This is a genomic window from Erythrobacter sp. R86502 (assembly GCF_042466465.1).
In the GTDB taxonomy this organism is placed as follows: domain Bacteria; phylum Pseudomonadota; class Alphaproteobacteria; order Sphingomonadales; family Sphingomonadaceae; genus Erythrobacter.
In genome coordinates, this window is the sequence record NZ_JAXHCJ010000001.1 from 400464 (window position 1) to 425036 (window position 24573).

Annotated in this window: 22 protein-coding genes; 9 read left to right on the forward strand and 13 right to left on the reverse strand. The window is 62.1% G+C overall.

Translation table 11 applies throughout. The annotated features are described in order from the left end of the window. Positions 1-55 precede the first annotated feature (55 nt). From SJY33_RS01890 to SJY33_RS01925, 8 genes are all read right to left on the reverse strand, one after another. Positions 56-2152 carry a prolyl oligopeptidase family protein gene (locus tag SJY33_RS01890; protein ID WP_379920821.1) on the reverse strand — a complete coding sequence of 699 codons (2097 nt, stop codon included), beginning with the start codon at positions 2150-2152 and terminating at the stop codon, positions 56-58. 140 nt (positions 2153-2292) lie between these two features. Next, complete coding sequence (locus SJY33_RS01895; protein WP_379920822.1) at positions 2293-3768, reverse strand: ArnT family glycosyltransferase; 1476 nt, start codon at positions 3766-3768, stop codon at positions 2293-2295. A gap of 108 nt (positions 3769-3876) precedes the next feature. Continuing rightward, entirely contained in the window at positions 3877-4134 is a 258-nt protein-coding gene (locus tag SJY33_RS01900) for an ATP synthase F1 subunit epsilon (RefSeq protein ID WP_379920824.1), read from the reverse strand. 6 nt (positions 4135-4140) lie between these two features. Beyond that, positions 4141-5598 carry a F0F1 ATP synthase subunit beta gene (gene atpD / locus SJY33_RS01905; RefSeq protein ID WP_379920825.1) on the reverse strand — a complete coding sequence of 486 codons (1458 nt, stop codon included), beginning with the start codon at positions 5596-5598 and terminating at the stop codon, positions 4141-4143. Positions 5599-5619: 21 nt separating this feature from the next. Next, positions 5620-6489, reverse strand: a complete 870-nt coding sequence (locus SJY33_RS01910) for a F0F1 ATP synthase subunit gamma (protein WP_379920826.1) — start codon at positions 6487-6489, stop codon at positions 5620-5622. A gap of 12 nt (positions 6490-6501) precedes the next feature. After that, positions 6502-8031 (reverse strand): F0F1 ATP synthase subunit alpha, encoded by a 1530-nt coding sequence (gene atpA / locus SJY33_RS01915; RefSeq protein ID WP_379920827.1) that lies wholly within the window; start codon positions 8029-8031, stop codon positions 6502-6504. Between the two features lie 10 nt (positions 8032-8041). After that, positions 8042-8596, reverse strand: a complete 555-nt coding sequence (locus tag SJY33_RS01920; RefSeq protein WP_379920828.1) for a F0F1 ATP synthase subunit delta — start codon at positions 8594-8596, stop codon at positions 8042-8044. Between the two features lie 167 nt (positions 8597-8763). After that, entirely contained in the window at positions 8764-10320 is a 1557-nt protein-coding gene (locus SJY33_RS01925; RefSeq protein ID WP_379920829.1) for a serine protease, read from the reverse strand. A gap of 121 nt (positions 10321-10441) precedes the next feature. On the opposite strand from SJY33_RS01925, the gene SJY33_RS01930 reads away from it, so the two are divergent. Then, complete coding sequence (locus tag SJY33_RS01930) at positions 10442-10909, forward strand: DUF1203 domain-containing protein (protein ID WP_379920830.1); 468 nt, start codon at positions 10442-10444, stop codon at positions 10907-10909. A 26-nt stretch (positions 10910-10935) separates the two neighbouring features. Beyond that, a complete protein-coding gene (gene ada / locus SJY33_RS01935) occupies positions 10936-11970 on the forward strand; it encodes a bifunctional DNA-binding transcriptional regulator/O6-methylguanine-DNA methyltransferase Ada (RefSeq protein ID WP_379920832.1) in 1035 nt (344 codons plus the stop codon). A 71-nt stretch (positions 11971-12041) separates the two neighbouring features. On the opposite strand, the gene SJY33_RS01940 is transcribed toward ada, so the two are convergent. From SJY33_RS01940 to SJY33_RS01955, 4 genes are all read right to left on the reverse strand, one after another. Then, a complete protein-coding gene (locus SJY33_RS01940; protein ID WP_379920833.1) occupies positions 12042-12278 on the reverse strand; it encodes a hypothetical protein in 237 nt (78 codons plus the stop codon). A 157-nt stretch (positions 12279-12435) separates the two neighbouring features. Further along, the gene (locus tag SJY33_RS01945; RefSeq protein ID WP_379920834.1) at positions 12436-13071 is read right to left on the reverse strand and encodes a glutathione S-transferase family protein; all 636 of its coding nucleotides are present in this window, start codon (positions 13069-13071) and stop codon (positions 12436-12438) included. A gap of 10 nt (positions 13072-13081) precedes the next feature. Next, a complete protein-coding gene (locus tag SJY33_RS01950; RefSeq protein ID WP_379923501.1) occupies positions 13082-14644 on the reverse strand; it encodes a cryptochrome/photolyase family protein in 1563 nt (520 codons plus the stop codon). Between the two features lie 34 nt (positions 14645-14678). Further along, positions 14679-16847 (reverse strand): primosomal protein N', encoded by a 2169-nt coding sequence (locus tag SJY33_RS01955; RefSeq protein ID WP_379920835.1) that lies wholly within the window; start codon positions 16845-16847, stop codon positions 14679-14681. 55 nt (positions 16848-16902) lie between these two features. On the opposite strand from SJY33_RS01955, the gene SJY33_RS01960 reads away from it, so the two are divergent. Continuing rightward, positions 16903-17604: a DUF4197 domain-containing protein gene (locus SJY33_RS01960; RefSeq protein ID WP_379920836.1), complete on the forward strand. Its 702-nt coding sequence runs from the start codon at positions 16903-16905 to the stop codon at positions 17602-17604. On the opposite strand, the gene SJY33_RS01965 is transcribed toward SJY33_RS01960, so the two are convergent. Beyond that, complete coding sequence (locus SJY33_RS01965) at positions 17601-18260, reverse strand: DUF2490 domain-containing protein (protein WP_379920837.1); 660 nt, start codon at positions 18258-18260, stop codon at positions 17601-17603. The two genes, SJY33_RS01960 and SJY33_RS01965, sit on opposite strands and share 4 nt — an antisense overlap. Positions 18261-18315: 55 nt before the next feature. Between SJY33_RS01965 and fsa the strand changes: the two genes are divergently transcribed. From fsa to SJY33_RS01995, 6 genes are all read left to right on the forward strand, one after another. After that, positions 18316-18972, forward strand: a complete 657-nt coding sequence (gene fsa, locus SJY33_RS01970; protein WP_379920839.1) for a fructose-6-phosphate aldolase — start codon at positions 18316-18318, stop codon at positions 18970-18972. Continuing rightward, positions 18972-20810, forward strand: coding sequence for a cobaltochelatase subunit CobT (gene cobT / locus SJY33_RS01975; RefSeq protein ID WP_379920840.1), 1839 nt, complete (start codon positions 18972-18974; stop codon positions 20808-20810). Before fsa ends, cobT begins: the two co-directional genes overlap by 1 nt. Then, positions 20807-21265 carry a hypothetical protein gene (locus tag SJY33_RS01980; protein WP_379920842.1) on the forward strand — a complete coding sequence of 153 codons (459 nt, stop codon included), beginning with the start codon at positions 20807-20809 and terminating at the stop codon, positions 21263-21265. The genes cobT and SJY33_RS01980 overlap by 4 nt, the downstream gene beginning before the upstream one ends. Further along, positions 21262-21924 carry a nitroreductase gene (locus tag SJY33_RS01985; protein WP_379920843.1) on the forward strand — a complete coding sequence of 221 codons (663 nt, stop codon included), beginning with the start codon at positions 21262-21264 and terminating at the stop codon, positions 21922-21924. The genes SJY33_RS01980 and SJY33_RS01985 overlap by 4 nt, the downstream gene beginning before the upstream one ends. Before the next feature lie 44 nt (positions 21925-21968). Next, positions 21969-23420, forward strand: a complete 1452-nt coding sequence (gene cysS, locus SJY33_RS01990) for a cysteine--tRNA ligase (RefSeq protein WP_379920845.1) — start codon at positions 21969-21971, stop codon at positions 23418-23420. Between the two features lie 105 nt (positions 23421-23525). Next, positions 23526-24476, forward strand: a complete 951-nt coding sequence (locus tag SJY33_RS01995; protein WP_379920846.1) for a D-2-hydroxyacid dehydrogenase — start codon at positions 23526-23528, stop codon at positions 24474-24476. Positions 24477-24573 lie beyond the last annotated feature (97 nt).

A 24573-nucleotide genomic window follows, 5' to 3' on the forward strand; every position in this document is an offset into this window, starting at 1 on the left:
GGGGCGACCCCTGCCGGAGCCGCCCCTGTTGTTCGAACGCGAAAAAGCGTGTGGCTTATTCGGCCGTATCGGCCGCGCCATCGCCCATCAGGCGCTGCATCAGGTAGACAAATTGCAACGCCTGCAGCTTGGCGCGCTGGTCGTTGTCCACACCGCCGGAGTGGCCCCCGGTGGTGTCTTCAAAGTAGTAATAGGGCTGGCCAAGCGCCTTCAGCTTGGCAGCACCCTTTCGCGCATGTGCGGGGTGGGTGCGGTCATCGGCCGTTGACGCCCACAGGAAGGGTGCAGGGTATTCAACCCCTGCCACGATCTTCTGATACGGCGAATAGCCCTCAATCCATGCGCGCTGTTCGGGAATGCGCGGATCGCCATATTCGCCGATCCACGAAGCCCCGCGCCCGATCAGGTGGTAACGCAGCATGTCGAACAGCGGGATCTGGACGATCGCGGCGTTCAGCAGGTCGGGCCGCTGGGTGAAGAAGGTGCCGACCAGAAGCCCCCCTTGCGAGCCGCCCTGGATGCCGAGATGCTCGGGCGAGGTGAAGCCGCGCTTCACAAGGTCTGCGCCCACCGCGATGAAATCGTCCCAGGTGCGCTGCTTGTTCTCGCGGATCGCGGTCTGATGCCAGCCGGGACCAAATTCGCCCCCACCGCGCAGGTTGGCCAGCACATAGGCGCCGCCCTTTTCGACCCACAGCTTGCCCGTGGAACCGAGATAGCCCGGCAGGCGTGGCACCTGGAAGCCGCCATAGCCGGTCAGCAGCGTGGCGGTGGAACCGTCCAGCGCCATGCCCGTGGGCTTGACGATGAAGTACGGGATCTTGGTCCCATCCTTGCTGGTCGCCTCGTGCTGTTCGACTTCCATGCCGGCGGGATCGAAATACTCAGGCCCGCGCTTCACCTGTTCCAGCGTGGTGCCATCCTTGGCGTAATACCAGGTGCCGGGGCTGAGGAAATCGGTCGACGTGAACATGATCTCGTCTGTCTCGTCCGACGATGCCGCTATGCCGACAGTGGCATTGTCGGGCAGGGCCAGCGCGGTGCTGGTCCACTGGCCATCCGCATAATCGAACTTCAGCACCCGTCCGCGCACATTGTCCAGCAGGTTGACGAACAGGCTGTTTTTGGTCGTCGCCGCACCAAGCTTGGTCTGGCGGTCAGCTGGCGCCCATACCAGCGTCATCTTCACTCCATTGGGGTCGGCCTTCCATGCTTCCAGATCGGCCGAGACAAGGGAGTCTGCAGGGAAGACATCATCACCGCGCGTCCATTCCACATCGGTCGAAAACAGGATCTGGCCATCGATGATGCCGTAAGGCCCCGCCTTGGTCGGCAGATCCAGCGGCAGCCATGCGCCGTCCTTCTCGAAGAAATATTGCCGTTCATGGAACGAGATGCCGCGATAGGCCGTGCGCCCGTGAACGACAAAGTTGCCATCGAGCAGCACCGAGGCCCCGGACGACACATCGGTCTTTTCACCGCGGAAGATTTCAGGCGCATCCTCGATCGCGGTTCCACGCTTCCACACGCGGGTCGTGAAGGGATATTCGCTTTCCGTGGTGGTTTCGGGGGAGAAATTGCGGCTGATCAACAGCGTGTCTGCATCAACCCACTGCGCGCTGCCCTGACTTTCGGGCAGGACAAAGCCATCTGCGATAAAGCTTTTGGTGGTAACATCGAATTCGCGCCCAAGGCTGGCATCCTTGCCGCCATCCGACAGGTACACCATGCAACGCGTGCCTTCAGGGGGCAGGCAGGACATGCCGCCGTAAACCCACTCTTTGCCCTCCGCTGCGGCCAGCGCATCAATATCAAGGATCGTTTCCCATTCGGGCTTGTCCGAACGCCAGCTTTCCAGCGTGGTGCGGCGCAGGATACCCTTGGGATTCTTCGCGTCCTGCCAGAAATTGACCATACCGTAAGGCGTAAACCCGACACCCGGCACGCGTTCGTCCGAATTGAAGATTGCCAGCGCCTCGGCCTTGAGCTGCGCATAACGCGGATCGGCTTCGAACGCGGCAAGCGTGCGCGCATTTTCGGCAGCCACCCAATCCAGCGCTTCGGGGCTGCGGGCTTCTTCAAGCCAGATGAAGGGATCTTGGTCTGGGCCGGGAATACCGTCCTGTGCGACGGCGATAGTGGATGTGCTCATGGCCAGCGCCATGGCCAGCCTCGATACGAGTTTCAAGTGCGACTCTCCCGCTGTGGATCATGGTGCTGCGACAAAAGGCGCAGAACCATGATCCAAACGTGCCGGGAGCGCGCCTGGATTGCAAGGGCACGCTTGGCCGGTCAGCGGCGCAATTGCCAGGCCGTGATGACACGGCGATCCAGCGTCTCTTGCGCGATCGCTTGATAATCGCGTGCAATCGCATCATCGACCAGCCGCTTGGCATCACGATTTTGCGGCGTGAAGGGCCGATCCGCAGTCACGATCACCGGCGGGCGGGTGGCGAGAAGCCGGGCCACTTCGCCCTCCTGCGAAACACCCAGCGCCTTTCGTTCCAGCGCGTTGTTGAGATGGTCGGGATAGACCAGCCGGCTTGGCAGGCAGCTGTTCGTCAGCCGGTACAGCGATGTCGGACCGTCAAACACCAGCAGACACCGCCCCGCCGCCGGATCGATATGCGGAGCAATCGCCCCTGCCAGCCGCTCTGTCGCCGCGCGGCTTTCCTGCGTGGCCGCATATTGCGAGGGCATCAGCAACAGATACAACGCTACCAGTAGAAGCATGGGCAGATTGATCTGCGTGCCAGGGGGCGACGGTGCGAACAGCGGAAGGCTTACCAGAATGGTGGCGGGCACCAAAGCCGCCAGATAATATCGATAGATGTCCGCTGGCAGAAACACGCTGGCCAAGGATGCGGCAAGCCACAGCAGCGAAAATACATAGGTCTGCGAAAAACCCGTACGCCCGCTGCGGCGCGCTGCATTGATCCCCCCCAGCGCCAACCCTGCGAGCGGCACGAGGAACACCGCAATGGTCTGGCGCAGCCGTCCGCTGCCCGATGGGATGCGATCGAAGAACGACAGGAAATTGGCAAAGACGAAGGCATCCAGATGGCCCAAGGCCGCATAATAGGCCGCTACCAAAGCGGTGGGCAGCAACCCCAGCGCCGCCGACACCGCAGCCAGCAGCACCAGCCGCACGGGTGCGGCGCCCTGCCGATACTGGCCCCACAGGCCCCACAGCCCGAAAAACACGCATTGCGGCAGGACGGTGTATTTCACCTGCAATGCTGCCCCGCCGATCAGCATGGCCGCCAGCATCCGCATCACCGCACGCGGATGCGCCGGGTCGCGCACAAGGACGGCCGTCGCCAGCATCATGGGGATGAAGAACACCTCGGAATTGCCCGAATAGGCACCGTAGATCGCGGTCAGCACGATATACAGCAGCCCCGCGCCCGCGGCCGTCGACGGGTTCACCATATGGCGTGCCAACCGATAGGTAAGCCAGGCCCCGCCAAAGGTGAACAGTCCGCCCATCACCTGATAGGCTTCGGGTCCCGGACCACCGATAGCATGGGCCAGCGCAAACAGCGCAAACAGGCCGAAGGGCTTGCGATCCCAAAGATCGACAAACACCAGGCGCCCCTCCAGCATCGCGTTCCCGATGAGCGAGTAAAGCTGTTCATCGGTATCAGCGTTGTGATCGCCAAACCACGCGGCGCGTATGATGACCGTGAAGAGGGCAAGCGCAACTCCCACCCACAATTCGGGTGCGAAACCAGCGCGAGGGAAACTTTTGGCGAGAATGGCTGTCATGCGTGGGTTTTAAGCACGCACATGGTTAATTTTCCGCTGCTTTCCCCACAAACAACAAGGGCGAGCCATTGGCCCGCCCTTGGAAATATTCAGTTAGGCGAAAACGCTTTAGTCTTCGACGTGTTCTGCAAGGACGGTCAGGCCCTTTTCGTTCACCTCGGCAAAGCCGCCGCGCACCTGAATAATCTGCGGCGCAGCATTTGCGGTTACGAAGACCTGCACGGCCCCGTCACGGATGGTGGACATGAAGGGCGCATGGCCCTCCAGCACGCCGAATTCGCCTTCGGTGCCGGGGACGACCACCATGTGGACGTCCTCCGACCGGACGAGCTTGGCAGGGGTGACGAGTTCGAAGTGAAGGGGCATCGCGCCTTAGACCTCTTCAGCCATCTTCTTGGCTTTGGCTACCACATCCTCGATCCCGCCGACCATGTAGAAGGCCTGTTCGGGCAGGTGGTCATATTCGCCGTCAACCACCGCCTTGAAGCTCTTCACGGTGTCTTCGATCTGCACGAACACGCCCGAAATGCCGGTGAAGACTTCCGCCACGTGGAACGGCTGCGACAGGAACTTCTGGATCTTGCGCGCGCGGGCGACGATCAGCTTGTCCTCTTCCGACAGTTCATCCATCCCGAGAATGGCGATGATGTCCTGCAGGCTCTTGTACTTCTGCAAAGTTTCCTGAACGCGGCGAGCGGTTTCGTAGTGCTCGGCACCGACAACGCGAGGCTCAAGAACGCGCGACGTGGAATCGAGCGGGTCAACCGCCGGGTAGATGCCGAGTTCCGAAATTGCTCGGTTCAGCGTGGTGGTCGCGTCCAAGTGAGCGAACGAAGCAGCAGGCGCCGGGTCGGTCAAATCGTCCGCGGGAACGTAGATTGCCTGCACCGAGGTAATCGAACCCTTGTTGGTCGAGGTAATGCGTTCCTGTAGCTTGCCCATGTCGGTTGCCAGCGTCGGCTGGTAGCCCACCGCCGAAGGAATACGGCCGAGCAGTGCCGACACTTCCGAACCGGCCTGCGTGAAGCGGAAGATGTTGTCGACGAAGAACAGCACGTCCTGGCCTTCGACGTCGCGGAAGTACTCCGCCATCGTCAGACCCGACAGCGCGACGCGGGCGCGGGCACCCGGGGGCTCGTTCATCTGGCCGAACACGAGCGCCACCTTGGAGCCTTCCGAGGTTGCATTGCCATCGGCGTCCTTGGCGATAACGCCGGCGTCGAGGAATTCGTGGTAAAGGTCGTTGCCTTCGCGGGTGCGCTCACCCACGCCTGCAAACACCGACACGCCGCCGTGGCCCTTGGCGATGTTGTTGATGAGTTCCTGAATCAGCACGGTCTTGCCGACGCCGGCGCCGCCGAACAGGCCGATCTTGCCGCCGCGTGCATAGGGGGCGAGCAGGTCGATCACCTTGATGCCGGTGACAAGGATTGCGGCATCGGTCGACTGATCGATGAAGGCGGGGGCTTCAGCGTGGATCGGGGCGGTCATTTCGGCACCGATAGGGCCGCGTTCGTCGATCGCTTCGCCAATCACGTTCATGATACGGCCCAGGACCTTGGGGCCGACCGGAACCGAGATCTGCGCGCCGGTGTTGATCACTTCGGCACCGCGAACGAGGCCTTCTGTGGCGTCCATCGCAATGGTGCGCACGGTGTTTTCGCCGAGGTGCTGGGCGACTTCGAGCACCAGCGTCTTGTCACCATTGCGGGTTTCAAGCGCGGTCAGGATCGCCGGGAGTTCACCGGGGAACTGCACGTCGACAACGGCGCCGATGACCTGGCTGATGGTGCCGTTGGTGGTCTGGTTGAGAGCGGGGGCGGTGGCCATTTTTCGTTCCTTAGCCTTCAATTAGAGCGCTTCAGCGCCCGCGATAATTTCGATGAGTTCGGTGGTAATCGCCGCCTGACGCTGGCGGTTGTAAATGATCGTGAGCTTCTGGATCAGTTCGCCCGCGTTGCGCGTGGCGTTGTCCATCGCGGTCATCGAGGCACCTTGTTCCGATGCCTCTCGCTCCAGCAGCGCGCCGAACAGCTGCGTACGCACGTAACGCGGCAGCAGCTCTTCGAGGATGTCTTCCTCGCTCGGCTCGTACTCGACCACCGAATCCTGCACTGTCGTTTCAGTTGGGGCAGGGACGGGAATCAACTGGTTGATCGTCGGGTCCTGCGCCAGCGCCGACTTGAAGGTCGGGTAGACAAGGTGCGCGACATCGAACTGGCCTGCGTCGAACATCGCGATAAGTTCATCGGCGATGGCTTCGGCTTCGGTGAAGCCCGGGGTCTTGGCAATGCTGGTGTCAAACCCGCCGCCAATCAGCGTCGGAAACTCGCGCTTGAGCGGGGCGCGACCCTTCTTGCCGACCAGGTAAAATTCCACCGTCTTGCCTGCAGCCATCAGCTCCTTCGCTTTGACCTTCGCGGCCTTGACGAGGTTGGAGTTGAGGCCGCCGCACAGGCCCTTGTCGGTGTTCACCACCACCAGAAGATGGCGCTGATCCGACCCGGTGCCGCCGAGCAGCTTGGGGGCGCTGTCGCCCGCAACCTTGCCCGCCAGCGATGCCATGACCGCGGCAAGCCGCGTGGCATAGGGACGCCCGGCCTCAGCCGCGGCCTGCGCACGGCGCAGCTTGGCGGCTGCGACCATCTGCTTGGCCTTGGTGATCTTCTGGGTCGATTTGACCGAGTTGATCCGACCTTTGAGTTCCTTCAATGAGGGCACTGGGCGGGGTCCTTACGCGAACTGCTTGGCGAAGGCTTGCAGTGCGGCCTTGGTCTTGTCCGCGACTTCGCCTTCGAACTTCTTGGTGGTGCGGATTTCGTTCAGCACGCTGCCGTGTTCGCGGCGCATGAAATCGAGCATCTGGGTTTCGTAATCACCGACACGATTCACCGGCACGGCATCGAGATAGCCGTTGGTACCCGCGTAGATCGATACGGTCTGTTCTTCGAACGGCATCGGGTTGAACTGCTTCTGCTTGAGCAGTTCCGTCAGACGCGCACCGCGGTTCAGCAGCTTCTGGGTCGAGGCGTCGAGATCCGAGCCGAACTGCGCGAAGGCCGCCATTTCGCGGTACTGCGCAAGGTCCAGCTTCATCGAACCCGAAACCTTCTTCATCGCCTTTGTCTGAGCGGCACCGCCAACGCGGCTCACCGACAGGCCAACGTTAATCGCAGGACGGATGCCCTGATAGAACAGGCCGGTTTCGAGGAAGATCTGGCCATCGGTGATCGAAATCACGTTGGTCGGAATATAGGCCGACACGTCGCCCGCCTGCGTTTCGATGATCGGCAGAGCGGTCAGTGAACCGTGGCCGTTTTCTTCGTTCATCTTCGCCGCACGCTCAAGCAAGCGGCTGTGGAGGTAGAACACGTCGCCGGGGTAAGCTTCGCGGCCCGGAGGACGACGCAGCAACAGCGACATCTGGCGGTAAGCCACGGCCTGCTTGGAAAGGTCGTCATACACGATCACGGCGTGCATGCCGTTGTCGCGGAAGAATTCGCCCATGGCGCAGCCGGTGTAGGGCGCGAGATACTGCAGCGGGGCAGGCTCCGAAGCGGTCGCGGCGACGACGATGGAGTATTCCATCGCGCCGTTTTCTTCGAGCTGCTTGACGATCTGCGCGACGGTCGAACGCTTCTGGCCAACGGCGACATAGACGCAGTACAGCTTCTTGCTTTCGTCATCGCCCGCGTTGGCTTCCTTCTGGTTGATGAAGGTGTCGATCGCGACAGCCGTCTTGCCAGTCTGACGGTCACCGATGATCAGTTCGCGCTGACCGCGGCCCACGGGCACCAGTGCGTCAACCGCCTTGAGGCCGGTTTGCACAGGCTCCGACACGGATTCGCGCGGGATGATGCCGGGTGCCTTTACCTCGACGCGGCTGCGCTTGTCAGCGATGATCGGGCCCTTGCCGTCAATCGGGTTGCCGAGCGCGTCAACGACGCGGCCGAGCAATCCCTTGCCGACGGGCACGTCGACGATGGTGCCGGTGCGCTTGACGACATCGCCTTCCTTGATTTCGGCGTCCGAGCCGAAGATCACGACGCCGACATTGTCGGCTTCGAGGTTCAACGCCATGCCCTGCACGCCATTCGAGAATTCGACCATCTCGCCGGCCTGCACCTGATCGAGGCCGTGGATACGGGCGATCCCATCACCCACCGACAGCACGGTGCCGGTTTCGCTGACTTCGGCCTCGGTGCCGAAATTGGCGATCTGGTCCTTGATGACCTTCGAGATTTCTGCGGCGCGGATTTCCATGGTTCTTCCTTTAAGCCTTCATGGCCTGGGCAAGCGAGTTGAGACGGGTGCGGATCGAGGCATCAATGCGCTGCGAACCGATGGTGACGACAAGTCCGCCCAGAAGATCGGGATCGACCGAGGCGGTAAGCATGACAGTGCGGCCTTCGCGCGCTGTCAGCTTGGACTTGAGAGTGGCAAGCTGATCGTCCGACAGCGGATGTGCGCTGGTTACGGTCGCCGTGACTTCGCCGCGCTGAGCTGCGGCAATCGCCCGGAAGGCGCTGATAATCGCAGGCAGCTTGGCAAGGCGGCGGTTGGCCGCCAGCACACCGAGGAAATTGACGGTGAGGTCGCTGAGCTTCAGTTCCTGCGCCACCGCAGCCATCGCCTTGCCCTGCGTTTCGCGGGGAAGTTCGGGGTTGGTGGTGAGCGCAGCCAGATCATCCGATTCGGACAGCGCCGTGCCCAGCGTGCCGAGATCGCTCTCAACCGCGGTCACCTTGCCGTTTTCGGCGGCGAGATCGAACAGAGCCGAGGCATAGCGTCCAGCCAGGCTAGCCTTGATACCGGCGGAAATATCCACGCGTGTGCAATCCTCTTGCGAAGCGTCAAAGGGTAAATGTGCTCAGGGCCTTGGGTATGGGGCATGCGCAAGGGCTGCCTTCAAGGTTGGCGCGCGCCTAGCAATTGATTCCGGTTGGTGCAAGCCGGGAGGGTGTGGAATTGTGCAGGTGCGAACGCAATACGAGGTTAGCGCACCCGCTCCTTTGCCGTGCAGGCATAGACCAGCCGTTCGTTGGGGCGTCCCGGCAACTGCGCAATCAACGCGGATTGCTGCTGCCCCAGAACGCGCGCGGCGTCGCTCACCCCGCATGAAGGCGGCGTGTAGGCCGAGCGCGCTTCGCGGGCATCGGCCAGCGCCTGTTGTCCCAATAGGTAGCGATCGGTGCGCAGCGTGCGCGTCGCCGGATCATATGTATTCACTGCGATCGCATCATCATTACGGGCTGCAAACACCCTTTGCCATTCTCCACCCTGACCAAGCCCATATTGCGTCCGGCCATTGACGCAGCCATCGGCAGACCAGCCAAGCGCGATGTCATCGGTGCGCGATACGGTCACGCGGCTACGTTCGGGGATCAGCGTGCAGATCAAGGCGCCTTCCGTGCCGTTGCTGGTTTCTGCATTACTCGCAGGCAGACCTTGCGCCTTGGCAACTGCGGCGGCGACCCGGTCTTCGATTTCGGCAAGGCCGGGGCGCGTGACCCACACCATCCCTGCGATCACAAGCGTAAAGACCGACACCGCGCCTGCGATAAGGCTGTGTTTGCGCCTCGCGGTATTTGCACGCCATACCACGGCCGCATAACCGCAACCGATCGCGGCAAGCAGCGCGATCAGAGCCAACGCCATCCGGTTTTCGCGCATTTCAAGCACGGCCATCTGCGCGCTTAGCCGCGCGGTCTCGCGCACCTCGCGCAGATTGTCAGCCCGGTTGGCGAGGCGTTCACGCGCCTGTTCCCGTTTGGCGTCGAGCCGCTGGCGTTCTTCGGCGTTCAATTCGTCGATGGAGCGGCAGGGAAGGGCGTTGGTGACAGGTTCGACCCCGTTACCGCGCAAGAAGGGCAGCAATTCGCGCAAGGATACGGCAAAATAGAATTCCGCCTCGCCGCTGGCGGAATCCGCGCTGAAGCTGTTCACACCGATCACGCGCCCGCACGGATCAAGCAGGGGGCCGCCCGAATTGCCGCGCGCGATGGGAGCCGTGTGCAAGATGGTATCAAATTGGCGCGAAGGCCGTTCGCCCGACAGAAAGCCGCGCGATTTTACCGGAGGCTGGGCACGGAAAATATCGCTCATGTCGAGGCCCTGCGCCAGATCGACATTCATGGGATAGCCAACGGCGGCAACCTCGCCCTGGTTTGTGCCCGTACCCCCGGCCAGCGCCAGTGGCGGCAAACGCAAGCTGTTGGCGGCGATTTCCAACAGGGCCAGATCATTGCGCGGGCTGATCGCGATCACCCGCGCAAAGGCGCCGCCTTCACCCTCTGACGGGACAATCCCGATCCGCAGTGTATCATCCTGCGCCGCTTCGCTGACGACGTGCGCATTGGTGACGATCCGTGTGGCTGATACAGCAAAGCCCGTGCCGTGGCTGACAGGAACGGGCTGCCCGTCCTCTTCTCCGATCAGCACCACCCGCACCACACCGCGCGCTGCCGCATCGACATCGCCGGGATCGGCCCGCAAGGGGGTTAAAACACAGACGAGAAAAGAAAGGGCAAGGGCGCAAAGCAATCGGATCATGGCCGCGTCTATAGCCGCATTTTCCGTCTGCGCGACATTGAACGCAAGGCTCGGGGCTGCGCTGCGGCACGGCTTGGCTCAAACACACAGGGCGCTGCCGAAAGCGTTCAAGGAGCCTGATATGACCTATCGAATTCGCGGGCTCGATCCCGCTATCTTTGCTCACCTGTTTTCTGCCGATCCTGAAGTCCTCAACAGCAAGCTGGCCCGGCGTGAAGTGGCGGGGCCGCAGGGATATTATCCGTGCCGCGTTAGCCTGAAAGACGCCGCACCGGGCGAGGCGTTGTTGTTGGTGCATTATACAAATCACAATATCGCCTCGCCATACCGCAACGCTTTTGCAGTGTATGTGCGACAGGCAGCCCAAATAGCGGCAGAATATATCGACGCCATTCCGCCGATCCTGCGTGCCCGTCCCATTGCGCTGCGCGCGTATGACACAGGCGGAGATCTGAACCGCGCTACGATGGCGCTTGCCGATGATGTCGATGCGCACGTACGGACGTTGCTCGACGATCCCGCGATCGCCTATATTGATGCGCACAACGCGATGCATGGCTGCTTTGCTGCGCGGATTGAGCGAACTTGAGCCGGCGCTGCGGAAAGATGTTCCACGTGAAACATTTCGAGAACGTTTCTGATGACGAACGCTGGCAGCGGGTGCTGGCGAAAGACCGCCGGTTTGATGGTGTGTTTGTCACCGGTGTGCATTCCACCGGCATCTTTTGCCGCCCCAGCTGTCCGGCCCGCGCACCCTTGCGAAAAAACGTACGGTTTTACGCGATGCCGGCAGACGCTGTGGCCGCTGGGCTACGGCCATGCAAACGCTGCTCTCCTCATACCCAAAGCGCCGAGGAAGCCTGCGTGTTGGCCGCCATTGCCACGATCCGGGCGCAAGGGTCATGCACCTTGGAGGCATTGAGCGATCTGACGGGCTACACCCCCACCCATTTTCAACGCCTGTTCAAACGAACCGTGGGAATGTCACCTGCCGCCTTTGCCAAGGCGCTGCGGGAAGACCGGGTGCGGGTGGCTTTGAGTGAGGGGCTGCCTGTTACGGAAGCTCTCGCCAAAGCTGGCTACGCAGGGCCAAAACAGTTCTATGCAGAAACAAAGGACAAGCTGGGAATGAACGCAAGCGGCTGGACCAAGGGCGGGGCAGGCATAAGGGTCAACTGGGCCGTTTTGCCAACAACGCTAGGCCCCATGCTGGTCGCCGCAACGGACAAGGGCGTGTGCTGTCTGGCATTTAATGAAGGCGAGGCGGAACTGCGGCTGCGCTTTCCCCGCGCCGAGCTTGCCCCTGCCGGCGATGATCTGCGTGATTTGTTCGCACAGGTGGTGGACGCCGTCGAACAGCCCGGACCTGGGTCTGCGGCGATTCCACTGGATGTCAAAGGTACCGCGTTTCAGCAGCGCGTCTGGGCTGAATTGCGCCGCATCCCCAAGGGTGAAACGCGAAGCTACGGACAGCTCGCCGCAGCGCTGGGAAATCCGAAGGCAAGTCGGGCTGTCGGCGGAGCCAACGGCGCGAACCATGTCGCGGTGCTGATCCCCTGCCACCGCGTGATCGCGGGCGACGGCACACTGGGCGGTTACGCCTATGGGTTGGAAATCAAGGCAGAGCTGCTCAAACGCGAACAAACGTAGACTTCAACTATGGCCGCGCCAATCGATAAGGCGGGACAATATCACGCTTGTCCCGCCTATACCATCTTGGATTAGCCTTCGGGATCACCACCCGGAGCGAAGGGTTCAGGCGCGGGGCCTTCGCTTGGCGGGGTCTGGCCGACGCCAACGCCTTCGCCAGTATCGTCCATCACGATGGGATCGGATACTGTCCCATCATCGCTTCCTGATGGGTCCCATACGATTGCTACGGCAATAACGGCAAAGACCACGAGTATCGCGACCCAGATCCACTTTGTACGGGTTGGCTTCAGGTGTTGATCGACCATGTCAGATTTCCTGTTGTTCCGATAAGAAAAGCCGATGTCGCTTCAGAATAGCGAACATTGACGGCGGGTTATCGGGTCAACCGGGTCCGTCACCCCGCTGTTCCGTATCGCGCGGCGAGACGAGCGGCAGGCGCGATGGTTCGCGGTGGAGTTCAGGTCAATCCAGTTTGGGCGGCATTCCTGGTTCGCACTTGGCCATGGCGCGCTGGTAGGCAGGACGGGCGCCGATCCGTTGCAGATAGGCTTGCAGGTTTGGCATGCCGTCGATCGCCGTCCCGCTCATGGCGCGGCTGGTGGTCAGTTGAAAGCCCATCATGATGTCCGCAGTGGTCAGCTGCGATCCGCCGAAATAATCGGCTTCGCCCAGCCGTTTTTCGATGATTGCCCAGCTTTTGCGCATCCGGTCCGCAACAAAAGGCGGCATTTCCTTTGCGCCCATTGCCTGCGCGACCAGCGCCATCATGCCGTTGGTCATAAAGGTGGCGTTGGCCCAGTGGTAATAGAACAGGTGATCGGCAAAATCCGGATGGTCGGCGCGCGGTACAAGCGGCGTATCGGGGGCGTATTTCGCAACGATGTAGTCCATAATGGCGCCGCTTTCGCCAAGCACCCTGTCGTCATCCTCAATGACAGGCGCGATGCCCATGGGATGCAGCGCCTTGAAGTCATCGGGTGCCAGACGGTTGTCGGCGCGGCGGGTGTAGAGCTTGCATTCGTAATCCAGCCCCAGTTCCTCGGCCAGCCAGACGATGCGTTCGGACTGCGACAGGCGCAGGTGGTGGATGGTCAGCACGGCTCTCTCCTTAATCGTTCCGCGCCCATCCTTTGCGGGCAGGGGCAAGCGAGTCGAGGAATTTCTGGGCACTTTCCAGATATTCCGACTGCTTGTCCGCGCCCATACGGTCCCATGTGGCGTAGATGCGGCCGATCCGGTGATTGTTTTCCAGCCGCGTGCGGTTCGCTTCCATGAAATGCCAGTACAGCGGGTTGAAGGGGCAGGCATCGGGACCGGTCTTTTTCGACACCTTGTAACGGCAGCCCTTGCAGTAATCGGACATCTTGTTGATGTAATTGCCGCTCGCCGCATAAGGCTTGGTCGCCAGCCTGCCGCCATCGGCATACAGGATCATGCCCGCCACATTGGGCAGTTCCACCCAATCGTACGCGTCGGCATAGACCACCAGATACCAGTCGGCGACTTGGCGGGGATCAATTCCGGCGATCAGGCAGAAATTGCCGAGCACCATCAGTCGCTGGATGTGGTGCGCATGCGCATCTTCCCGCGTGGTGCGGATGCAGTCCGAAAGGCAGCGCATGTCGGTTTTGCCGGTCCAGAAGAATTCAGGCAGAGGCCGGTGCGCGCCCAATTCATTGGCATCGGCAAGGCCGGGCATTGTGTACCAGTAGAACCCGCGCACATATTCGCGCCACCCGATGATCTGGCGGATAAAGCCTTCTACGGAGTTTAACGGGGCGCTGCCCGATTTATAGGCAGCTTCGGCATCGCGGCACAGTTCAAGCGGATCGAGCAGGCCGATATTGATGCTGGTCGACAGCATCGAATGATACAGATCGTCCGAGCCGTGAACCATCGCGTCTTGATAGGGCCCGAACAGGCAGAGGCGGCGGGCAAAGAAGGCTTCGGCGGCCTTTTGTGCCTCGGCACGCGTGACAGGCCAGCCGAAAGGCTCAAGATCGCCGAAGTGGTCGGGGAATCGTTTGCCGACAAGTTCGATCACTTCGCGGGTAATATCGTCAGGCGCAAATTTAGGCGTAGGGGGCGGTGACATGCCGTCCTTTGGCGGCTCGCGGTTTTCGGCGTCGAGGTTCCACTGATCGCCTTCGGGCTTGACGTCAGTTCGCATCAAAAGCCCGGTTTTCTTGCGCATCTCGCGGTAGAAATACTCCATCGTCAGATGCTTGCGGCCGTCGGCGAAACTGCGAAAATCGGCATGGGTGGCGATGAAGCGGGTGTCGGCGCAAATGTTCACGGGGCAGGGCAGGCGGTCTTCCCATTCGAGCATCGCCTGCTGCACCCGCCATTCGCCGCTTTCTGTCACGCGTACTTCGCACACATCATGGCGTTCGCAGGCGCGGGCAACTTCGCCTGTGAAGCTGCCACTGTTGGCATCATCACCAAGCGCAATGTAATCGACCTGCCACCCTTCGGCCCGCAATTCCTCGGCGAAATGGCGCATTGCCGAAAAAATGAGCACGATCTTCTGCTTGTGATGTTTGACGTAGGTCGCCTCGTCCCACACCTCCATCATCAAGATTACAGCGTCGCTGGGGGAAAGGCCTTCGAGACTGGAGAGGTTGCGGGACAATTGATCGCCAAGGATCGGTACAAGAACAGGACGGGTCATGGGTGCCATACGCGGGGGCGCGCCATTTGTTTCGTCAGACAAAGCTATATGGATCAATATCCACCCCGACCCGCACACCCGGTGCAAAGGCGACGGCGGCGATCCAGTCGCGCAATACGGCTTGCACATGCGCACTGCGCCTGGCGTTCACCAGAAAGCGGAACCGATAACGTCCTCGTAGCAGCGCCAATGGGGCAGGCGCAGGACCAAGGATCTGGACATCTTCCAGCCGGGGTCGCGCATCGCCCAGTTGTACGGCGGCCTGACGCGCTTCCTTTTCATCTTCGGAGCTGAGGATGATCGCAGCCCATCGCCCGAATGGCGGCGCGCCCGCATCGCGACGACCTTGCGTTTCTGCGGCATAAAAGGCGTCTCGATCGCCATCGGCCAGCGCCGCGATCACGGGCGCATCGGGGTGGCGGGTCTGGATCAGCACTTCGCCCGGCTTGGCCCCGCGCCCGGCGCGGCCTGCGACCTGCGCGATCTGGCTGAAGGTGCGTTCGCCCGCACGCAAATCTCCGCCTTCCAGGCCCAGATCGGCATCGACCACGCCCACCAGCGTCAGTTCGGGGAAGTGGAACCCCTTGGTGACAAGCTGCGTGCCGATAATGATGTCGATGGCCCGCGCTTCTGCCATGGCGATGAATTCTGCGGCTCGGTCAGGGGTGTTCAGCGTGTCGGATGTGGCGACAGCGACCCGTGCTTCGGGAAACAGATCGGCGACTTCGGCGGCTATCCGTTCCACCCCCGGACCGCACGCGACGAGGCAATCGGTCTCACCACATTCGGGGCAGGCATCAGGCACCCGCGTCTCGAACCCGCAATGGTGGCAGGCAAGCCGGGCGGACAGGCGGTGTTCGACCAGCCATGCGCTGCATGACGGGCATTTGAACCGGTGCCCGCAATTGCGGCACAGCGTCAGCGGGGCATAGCCGCGGCGGTTGAGGAACAGCAGCGATTGTTCGCCCTTCTCCAGCCGATCACGCAAGCCTTCGACCAGCGGGCCGGCCAGCCACCGCTGACTACCGGGCTTTTCTTCGGTGAGATTGACAAGTTGCACCGTGGGCAAGCTGGCGCCGCCAAAACGGCTCGGCAAATCCAGCTTTGTGTAAACGCCGATGTCCGCCATGTGCAGGCTTTCAAGCGCCGGCGTTGCGCTGGCCAGGATCACGGGCACAGCTTCAAATCGGGCGCGCATTACCGATACGTCGCGAGCGTTGTACCGCACGCCGTCATCCTGCTTGAAGCTGATCTCGTGCGCTTCATCAACCACGATGAGGCCAAGGTTGGCATAGGGCAGGAACAGCGCCGATCGCGCACCGACCACCACCTGCGCCGTCCCATCTGCGACCGCCCGCCACGCGCGCCGCCGCTCGGTCGAACGTAAGGAGGAATGCCACAGCACCGGTGCGGCACCGAAACGACTGGCAAAGCGGCTCAGAAAATTCTCGGTCAGCGCAATTTCAGGCAGCAGCACCAAAACCTGCCGTCCCATCCGAAGCGCCTGTGCCACAGGTTCAAAATAGGTTTCGGTCTTGCCCGATCCGGTGACGCCGTCGAGAAGGAAGGGGGCAAACGCGCAAGCGGTCACTGCGGCGGTCAGCGTCCCGGCAACATCGGACTGCATCGGCGAAAGGTCGGGCTGGTGATGATCGGGATCGGCGCGCGGGTAGGGACGGTCGATATTGACGGTCACCGGCTCCACCAAGCCAGCGCCCGCCATGCCGCGCAGCACGCCTTCGGACACGCCGGCCAGCGCAGCAAGTTCGCGCATCGTCCCTTGCCTGCCCGTGAGCGTTTCCAGCGCAGTCTTGCGCTGCGCAGTCAGCCGTCCCGACACCGGCGCCCCGGTCAGCCGGTATTCGGTCATCGTCGCCGGGCCGCCCAGCGCGCCGCCGCTGGAAAGCGCCATACGCGCAACGCTGGCGAGCGGGGCACAGTAATAATCGGCCGTCCATTCGATCAGACGGCGCAGGGGCGCAGGCAGTGGGGGAACTGGCAGCACTTCGATGATCGGGCGCAACCGTTCGAAGGCGATCTCGTTTCCCGGAAGCCGGCCTTCGTCCCACACGATACCTGTGACCTTCCGCGGCCCCAGCGGCGCAATCACCACGCTTCCCGCAGGCGCAGCCACGCCTTCAGGCAGGCGGTAGTCAAGCGGGCCAAGCGCAGCGTTCAAAACGAGCAAGCGAATACGGTTCATCTTGGCGCTATATGGAGATTGCCATAGGGCAAGGGCAAGCATGGAGACTTCACAAATGACCGCATCTCTCGTGAAAACGGCTCGTCCGACCCGCCGCACGCTTCTGGCAGGGGCCGCAGGCGGCGGCGCGTTGCTGCTGCTGCCCGCTTGCGCCAGCACAGGCGGGTTCAGCATCGTCGAGGCGGTACGACGGATGCTGCTGCTCGCTTCGGAAAACGCCTTTGCGCGCCTGACGGAGCCCGGTGGCTTCTGGGACGAACAGGTCGCACAGTTGGGCCTTGCCAACCTGATGGGTACCCGCGGCGACGTTTTGTCGCGCATCCTCACCTCGGCGTTCGTGAAAGATCGCTTGGAGGAGCGTTTCGCTACGCTTGCCATTGATGCCAGCTTCCGTGCGGCGCCGGTTGTGACCGATGCGATCCAGATGATCGGTTTCGAGAATGCGGTTGCATTGGTGCGCGGTGGGCCCACCGCAGCCAGCACATACTTGCGCGGAGAAGTCGGCACTGCGTTGATCGATGCCGTCATCCCCGAACTGGGAGAGGCCATTCGGTTAAGCCGCGATCCGTTGATCGGACAAACCCTCTCGGCGCTGACCGGGGTGGACACCATCGGTGTCGCCGATCGGCTCGGCCGGGAGGTGGAGGATGCGATCTGGGGCGAAATTGCGCGCGAGGAAGCCGCCATTCGCGCCAATCCGCAAGGCACTCGCGATCCGGTGCTGATCGGCGTATTCGGCGGGCTGGGGCAAATCTAGAACCGGTAAGTCACTGTCGCCTGTGGGATATGGTTTATTCGGTCGCGCCGGATTCCATTGGGCGAGAGGACAAGCCAATAGATCGCGCCAACCTCCAGATTGGCATTTAAGGTGTGCGTGATGCCCACCTGTGCCCGCCACTGATCGGTGGAAAAGTTGCGTCCGTGGCTTCGCGCTTGCAACAGAACGAGCCATTCGCCGCCCGCCGCGGCGCGCCAGTTGCGTCCAAGCGGTTGTCGATAAAGTATCCGCTGGCGCAGACGAAGCTCGACGCGGTCGGCGGAATCGAAAAACCGCTCTTCTAGTCGGCTTCGCAGTTCGAAGCGGCCCGGGGTAAATACGGCTTGCTGATGTACCCGTACCTCGCTGAAGCCGTTTTCGGCTTCAAAAAGGCCAATGCCTCCCCCGATCCGGGTATCATCATCGAGCGCGCGTTCCAGCGTCACACGAACATTCTGCAGATCACCACCGACAGCATTCCCGCGCCATCGCTGACTTGTATCGATCGTGACGGTGGTGCCTTCGACCATTTCGCCTGTTGCCACGGCATTGAGCCAGAATTGCGTATCTTCTTCGGCTGCAACTGCTTTGGATGGTTGCCAAGCCGCGCACGTGGCGGCAAGCAGCAGCAAATACCGGGCAGCAGCGGGAATCATGACTGCCGCTTATGCGCCGCCCTTCCGGCAGGCAAACTTATACCAGGAGACTCTTGTGAAATTTTTCGTCGACACAGCTGAGATCGAACCGATCCGCGAACTCGCCGCCACCGGATTGCTCGACGGGGTGACAACCAACCCTTCGCTGATCGCCAAGTCGGGCCGCGATTTCATGGAAGTGACCAAGGAAATCTGCGGGCTGGTCGACGGTCCGGTCAGCGCCGAAGTGGTGGCGCTGGATCATGCGACCATGATGAAAGAAGCCGAAGTGCTGCGCAAGATCGCGGACAATGTCTGCATCAAGGTGCCGCTGACGGTCGATGGCCTCAAGACCTGCAAGGCGCTGACGGGCGAAGGCACGATGGTCAACGTGACGCTGTGTTTCTCGGCCAACCAGGCGCTGCTGGCGGCCAAGGCGGGGGCGAGCTTCATCTCGCCTTTCGTCGGCCGCCACGACGACAACGGCTTTGACGGGATGGACCTGATCGAGGACATCCGCCTGATCTACGACAACTACAACTTCGCCACCGAAATCCTCGTCGCTTCCGTGCGCCACACCACCCACGTGTTGCAGGCCGCCAAGATCGGCGCCGACGTGATGACCGCGCCGCCCAAGGTCATCCATGACCTGTTCAAGCACGTGCTGACCGACAAGGGCATCGAAGGCTTCATGGCCGACTGGGCCAAGACTGGGCAGACGATCCTCAAGTAATGGCAGACCAGTCCCCGCTCGATCTGTTCAAGCAGGCGCTGACCGGCGCGTCGCGTGCGATCGCACGCGACGCTGAGGTCGAGGTGGCGTGGAGCGCGGACGTGCCGGGCGCAGCGGGCAATCGCTTCCGGGTGCCGCTGCCCGGACGCGATCTGCCAGCCGATCAGGTGACGGAGGCGCGCGGCTTTGCCGATAGCTTTGCGCTGAAATTGCGGCACCACAATGCGGCGCTGCACGCAAAGTCCGCCCCGCCTGAACCGATTGCGCGAGCGTGCTATGACGCGATCGAGCAGGTGCGATACGAGGCTCTGGGCGCCAACCGTTTTGGCGGGATGCGCGCCAATCTGGACGCGGCAACCGAACTGCGCACCGCCAGCGACAAGATTGTGCGTGCGCAAAATTCGTCCGAAGTGCCGTTGCAGACGGCGCTGGCCTTGCTGGTACGCGAGGCGCTGACGGGGGAAGCGGTTCCGGCACGTGCGCAGGGCGGGATCGAGCTGGTGCGCGATTTCCTGACCGAAAAGGTCGGCGGTGATTTTGCCGCCTTGGCGGATACCGTCGCCGATCAGGAAGCGTTTCAGAAGCTGGCGCTGGACATGCTGCGCGAACTCGATCTGACCCGTCCTACCGAAAACCCCGATCAAAGCGACACTGACGACGCTGACGACGACGATGCGCCCAGCGACGAGGATCAGGGCGAAGACGAAAATCAGGGCGATGGCGATCCGCAGTCCGCTGAAATGGCGGGCGAAATGGCCGAGGGTGAAGGCGATGGAGAACAGTCGTCCGATGCCGACACCGACGGCGAGATGTCCGAAGGCGAACCGGGCGAAGAAGGCGATGCCTCCAATGCACCGGTCCGCCCCAACCGCCCGCAAGCCGACATTCCCGCCAGTGTCGACTACAAATACTTCACCAACCGTTTTGACGAGGAGGTGTCCGCCCCCGAGCTGTGTGATGCAGAAGAACTGGACCGGCTGCGTGCCTATCTCGACAGCCAACTGACCGGCCTTCAGGGCGTGGTGACGCGGCTCGCCAACCGCCTGCAACGGCGCCTGATGGCGCAGCAGAACCGCAGCTGGGACTTCGATCAGGAAGAAGGCGTGCTTGATGCGGCGCGGCTTGCCCGCGTAATTATCTCGCCCGGCACGGCGCTCAGCTACAAGGTCGAACGCGATGTCGAGTTCAAGGACACGATCGTCACTCTGCTGATTGACAATTCAGGCTCAATGCGCGGCCGCCCGATCAGCATCGCTGCGATCAGCGCCGACATTCTGGCGCGCACGCTCGAACGCTGCGGGGTCAAGACCGAGATCCTCGGCTTCACCACCCGCGCGTGGAAGGGCGGGCAGAGTCGCGAAGCCTGGCTCGCCGATGGCAAGCCGCAGAACCCCGGCCGCCTCAACGATCTTCGCCACATCATCTACAAGCAGGCCGACGAGCCGTGGCGCCGCGCGCGCCGCAATCTCGGGCTGATGATGCGTGAAGGCCTGCTGAAAGAGAACATCGACGGCGAGGCGCTGATCTGGGCGCACAGCCGCCTGCTCTACCGCCCCGAGGAGCGCCGCATCCTGATGGTGATCAGCGACGGCGCGCCGGTGGACGATTCGACGCTTAGCGTGAACAGCGCGGGCTATCTCGAAGCACATTTGCGCAGCGTGATCGAGTGGATCGAGAAGGTCTCGCCGGTGCAGCTGGTGGCGATCGGGATCGGCCACGACGTGACCCGCTATTATCGCCGCGCGGTGACGATCATGGACGTTGAGCAACTGGGCGGCACGATCATGGAGCAGCTCGCGGAACTGTTCGAGGACGAGAAGGGCGTGAAGAAGCGGTGAGCCTGCGCGAGGAACGTGTGGAGTATATCCACCTGCCTACCGGTTCGCCTCTGCCTTCGCTTGAGCCCACCCCCCGCCGTGTCATCGTGATCGTTGAACAGGACGTTTCCAGCGATTGGCAGGACGAGGTCAGCAAATGGATCGTCGATACCGGCTGCCTTTATATGATGGCTTGGGGCCGCGACTGCTCGTCGTGGGACGACAGCGTCGACTGGGCGAACCGCGACCGCATCGGCGAGGCTGAGCTTACAGACGAGAACCATGTAATGACGACTTGGCACGCCGATGAGCCATTGTCCGAGGTCTTCTTTTTCAACCAGATGTGTGCTTGGCACCCGATGCTGGATCTCGAGCTCGTGACAATTCTCGATGTGACTGAGCATGAACGGTCGTCGGACATACTCCTCGCTTACAATCAACAGCGCAAAGCTCTCGAATTGGGGAACTCTGAATGAACGTCACCGAAGCCGTCACCACCCGCCGCTCGATCCGAAACTACCTCGACAAGCCGGTCGATCTTGCCACGATCCGCCGGGTGATGGACACGGCGCGCTGGGCGGCGTCGGGGTGCAATTACCAGCCGTGGGAAGCCAGCATCCTGACCGGCCAGCCGCTCAAGGATCTGCAGGCCAAGATCGTCGCCGATGGGCCACAGGCCGCCGAATATGACTGGGCCGCGCCGGGCACCGAGGACTCCTACAAGGAACGCCTCAACCGCGTGTCTGCCGGCATGTTCGGCGCGATGGGGATTGCCCGCGATGATGGTGCCGGCCGGATGGCGGCGATGATGCGCAATGCCGTCAGCTTCGATGCGCCCGCGGTGATGTTCGTCTATTTCCCGCGCCTGATGAAGGAGCCGCAGTGGTCCGATGTCGGCATGTGGCTGCAAACGGTTGCGCTGCTGCTGCGCGAAGAGGGGGTGGATTCTTGCTGGCAGGAATACATGGCGCTTTATGCCAACACGATCCGCGAGTTCCTCGGCCTCGATCACGAACGCTACATGTTCTTCTGCGGCATGGCGATCGGCTACCGCGACCCGGAAGCGCCGGTGAACAATTTCGAACGCCAGCGCGTGCCGCTGGACGAGCATGTGAAGTTCATCGGGTTCGAGTGACCCGGCTTGCGCAGGAGTGACCGATTGGGGCAAAGGCTGCGCCCATGACCGATGCGCCCCTCAAGCTGTTCAATTCGCTTACCCGCCAGACCGAGGTGTTCGCGCCCGTTCACCCCGGTGAGGCGCGCGTCTATACCTGCGGGCCGACGGTCTACAACTACCCCCATATCGGCAACATGCGCGCCTATGTCTTCGCCGACGTGCTGGGGCGGACGCTGAGCTCGAAGGGCCTCAAGCTCACCCACGTCATCAACATCACCGATGTCGGCCATCTGACCGACGACGCCGACGCGGGCGAGGACAAGATGGAGCGGATGGCGGCGGCGCAGAAGCAGTCGATCTGGGACATTGCCGAGCATTACAAGCAGGCCTTCTGGGCCGATGTGCGCGCGCTGGGCATCCGCCAGCCGGCGCAATGGACGGTCGCCACCGATTACGTCCCGCAGATGATCGCATTCGCGAAGGGCATTGCGGACAAGCACTGCTACGAATTGGATAGCGGGCTCTATTTCGACGTTTCGACCGTGGCGGATTACGGGCGGTTGGCGCGCGCCAATACCGAAGACGGCGAGGGGCGGATCGAGGCCGTCGAAGGCAAGCGCAACGCCGCCGACTTTGCGATCTGGCGCAAGACCCCGGCGGGCGAGACGCGGCAGATGGAGTGGGATTCGCCGTGGGGCCGCGGCGCGCCGGGCTGGCATCTCGAATGCTCGGTGATGAGCGGCGAAGTGCTCGGCTTTCCGTTCGACATCCACACCGGCGGGATCGACCACCGCGAAATTCACCACCCGAATGAAATCGCGCAGAACCAGGCGCATTGCTGCACGAATGGCCTCGACGAACCCAGGAATTCGGGCGCACGCATCTGGATGCACAACAACTTTCTGGTCGAACGCAGCGGCAAGATGAGCAAGTCGTCGGGCGAGTTCCTGCGGCTGCAATTGCTGATCGACCGGGGCTATCACCCGCTCGCCTACCGCTTGATGTGCCTGCAGGCGCATTACCGCAGCGAGCTGGAGTTCAGTTGGGAAGGCCTTGGCGCGGCGCTGACGCGGTTGAAGCGGATGGTGATGGCAGTGGGGCCGCTCGCCGATGTCGCTCCGCAGCCCGAAGCGGAGCACCAGAAGTTTGCGCCCGTGCTGGCCAGGTTCGATGCAGCGATGGCGGATGACCTCAACACCGCGGTCGCGCTCACCGCGCTCGACGAGGCACTGGCGATGAAGAAGGTCGATGCCGGCATCAAGCGCGCGGTGATCGAGGATATGGACGCCGTTCTGGGTCTGGGGCTGTTTGGCCTTTCCCGCGCTGATCTGCGTATCCGGCCCGCGTCCGCCACCATCACCGAAGCCGAAATCGAAGCCGCGCTCGACCGCCGCAAGGATGCACGCGCCGCCAAGGACTTCGCCGCCTCAGACGCGATCCGCGATGAACTTGGCGCGCAGGGCGTCGAGGTGATGGACGGCGATCCGCTCGGCTGGGAGTGGCGCCTCGGCTAACCTTTCTGGCCATGGGCTTGACCCCAAACCCCGCTGGCTTCACTCCGGTAGCCGATGATGCTGAACCCCGGGGGCAAGACCTGGGCGGGGAATTGAGGACACACCATGACCACACGCCCAACGATATTGGCTATCTCCGGCATGATCCGCCCGATGCTGGAAACACGCTTGCCCGCTGGACTGGATGTGCGCTGGTTCATGTCCGCCGACGAAGCGAAAGCGGCTGTGGCGGATGCTGAAATCGGTTGGTTCGACATGAACGATCAGGCCGCGATGGCCGAAACCCTGCGTGAGGCCAAGAAGCTGAAATGGCTCAATTCGATCTACGCGGGTCTCGATTTCCTGCCGATGGATGTGCTGATCGAACGCGACATCACCGTGACCAATGGGGCGGGGATCAACGCGATCACCATCGCCGAATATGTCGTGATGGGGATGCTCAACATCGCAAAGGGTTACCGCGAGGTGGTGCGTGCGCAGGATCGGCATGATTGGCTGCTCGATAGCCCCGGCAAGCGCGAGCTTGCGGGATCGAAGGCGTTGCTGCTCGGCTACGGCGCGATCGGCAAGCTGATCGAACCGCGCCTTTCTGCCTTCGATGTCGATGTCAGCGTGGTCCGCCGTAGTGCTGGCGAGAACATACTCGGCCCCGATGAATGGCGTGATCGTCTGGGCAATTTCGACTGGATCATCCTTGCCGTGCCCGCGACGGCCGAAACCGAAGGCATGATTGGCGCGCAGGAACTGGCCGCGATGAAGCCCGACGCCGTGATCGTCAACATCGCGCGCGGTAGCGTCATCGACCAACCAGCGTTGGTAGATGCGTTGAAGAACAAGACGATTGGCGGTGCCTTTCTCGATGTCACCACACCGGAACCCTTGCCCGCCGATCATGAATTGTGGAGCCTCGACAATGCGCATGTGTCGATGCACCTGTCGGGCCGCGCGCAATCGCTGATGTTCCGTCGCAGCGGTGACCGATTCCTCGACAATCTTGAGAAATATCTGCGCGGCGCACCTGTTGCGCCGATCTTTGATCCGACGCTGGGCTACTGATCCGACCCGGGTAGCGCATGGCATTGTTTTGCCACACACGGCAGCTATGGTCCGGCATCACGCCAAAGCCGTGCAGCGGCATAGGCAGCGACAGGGG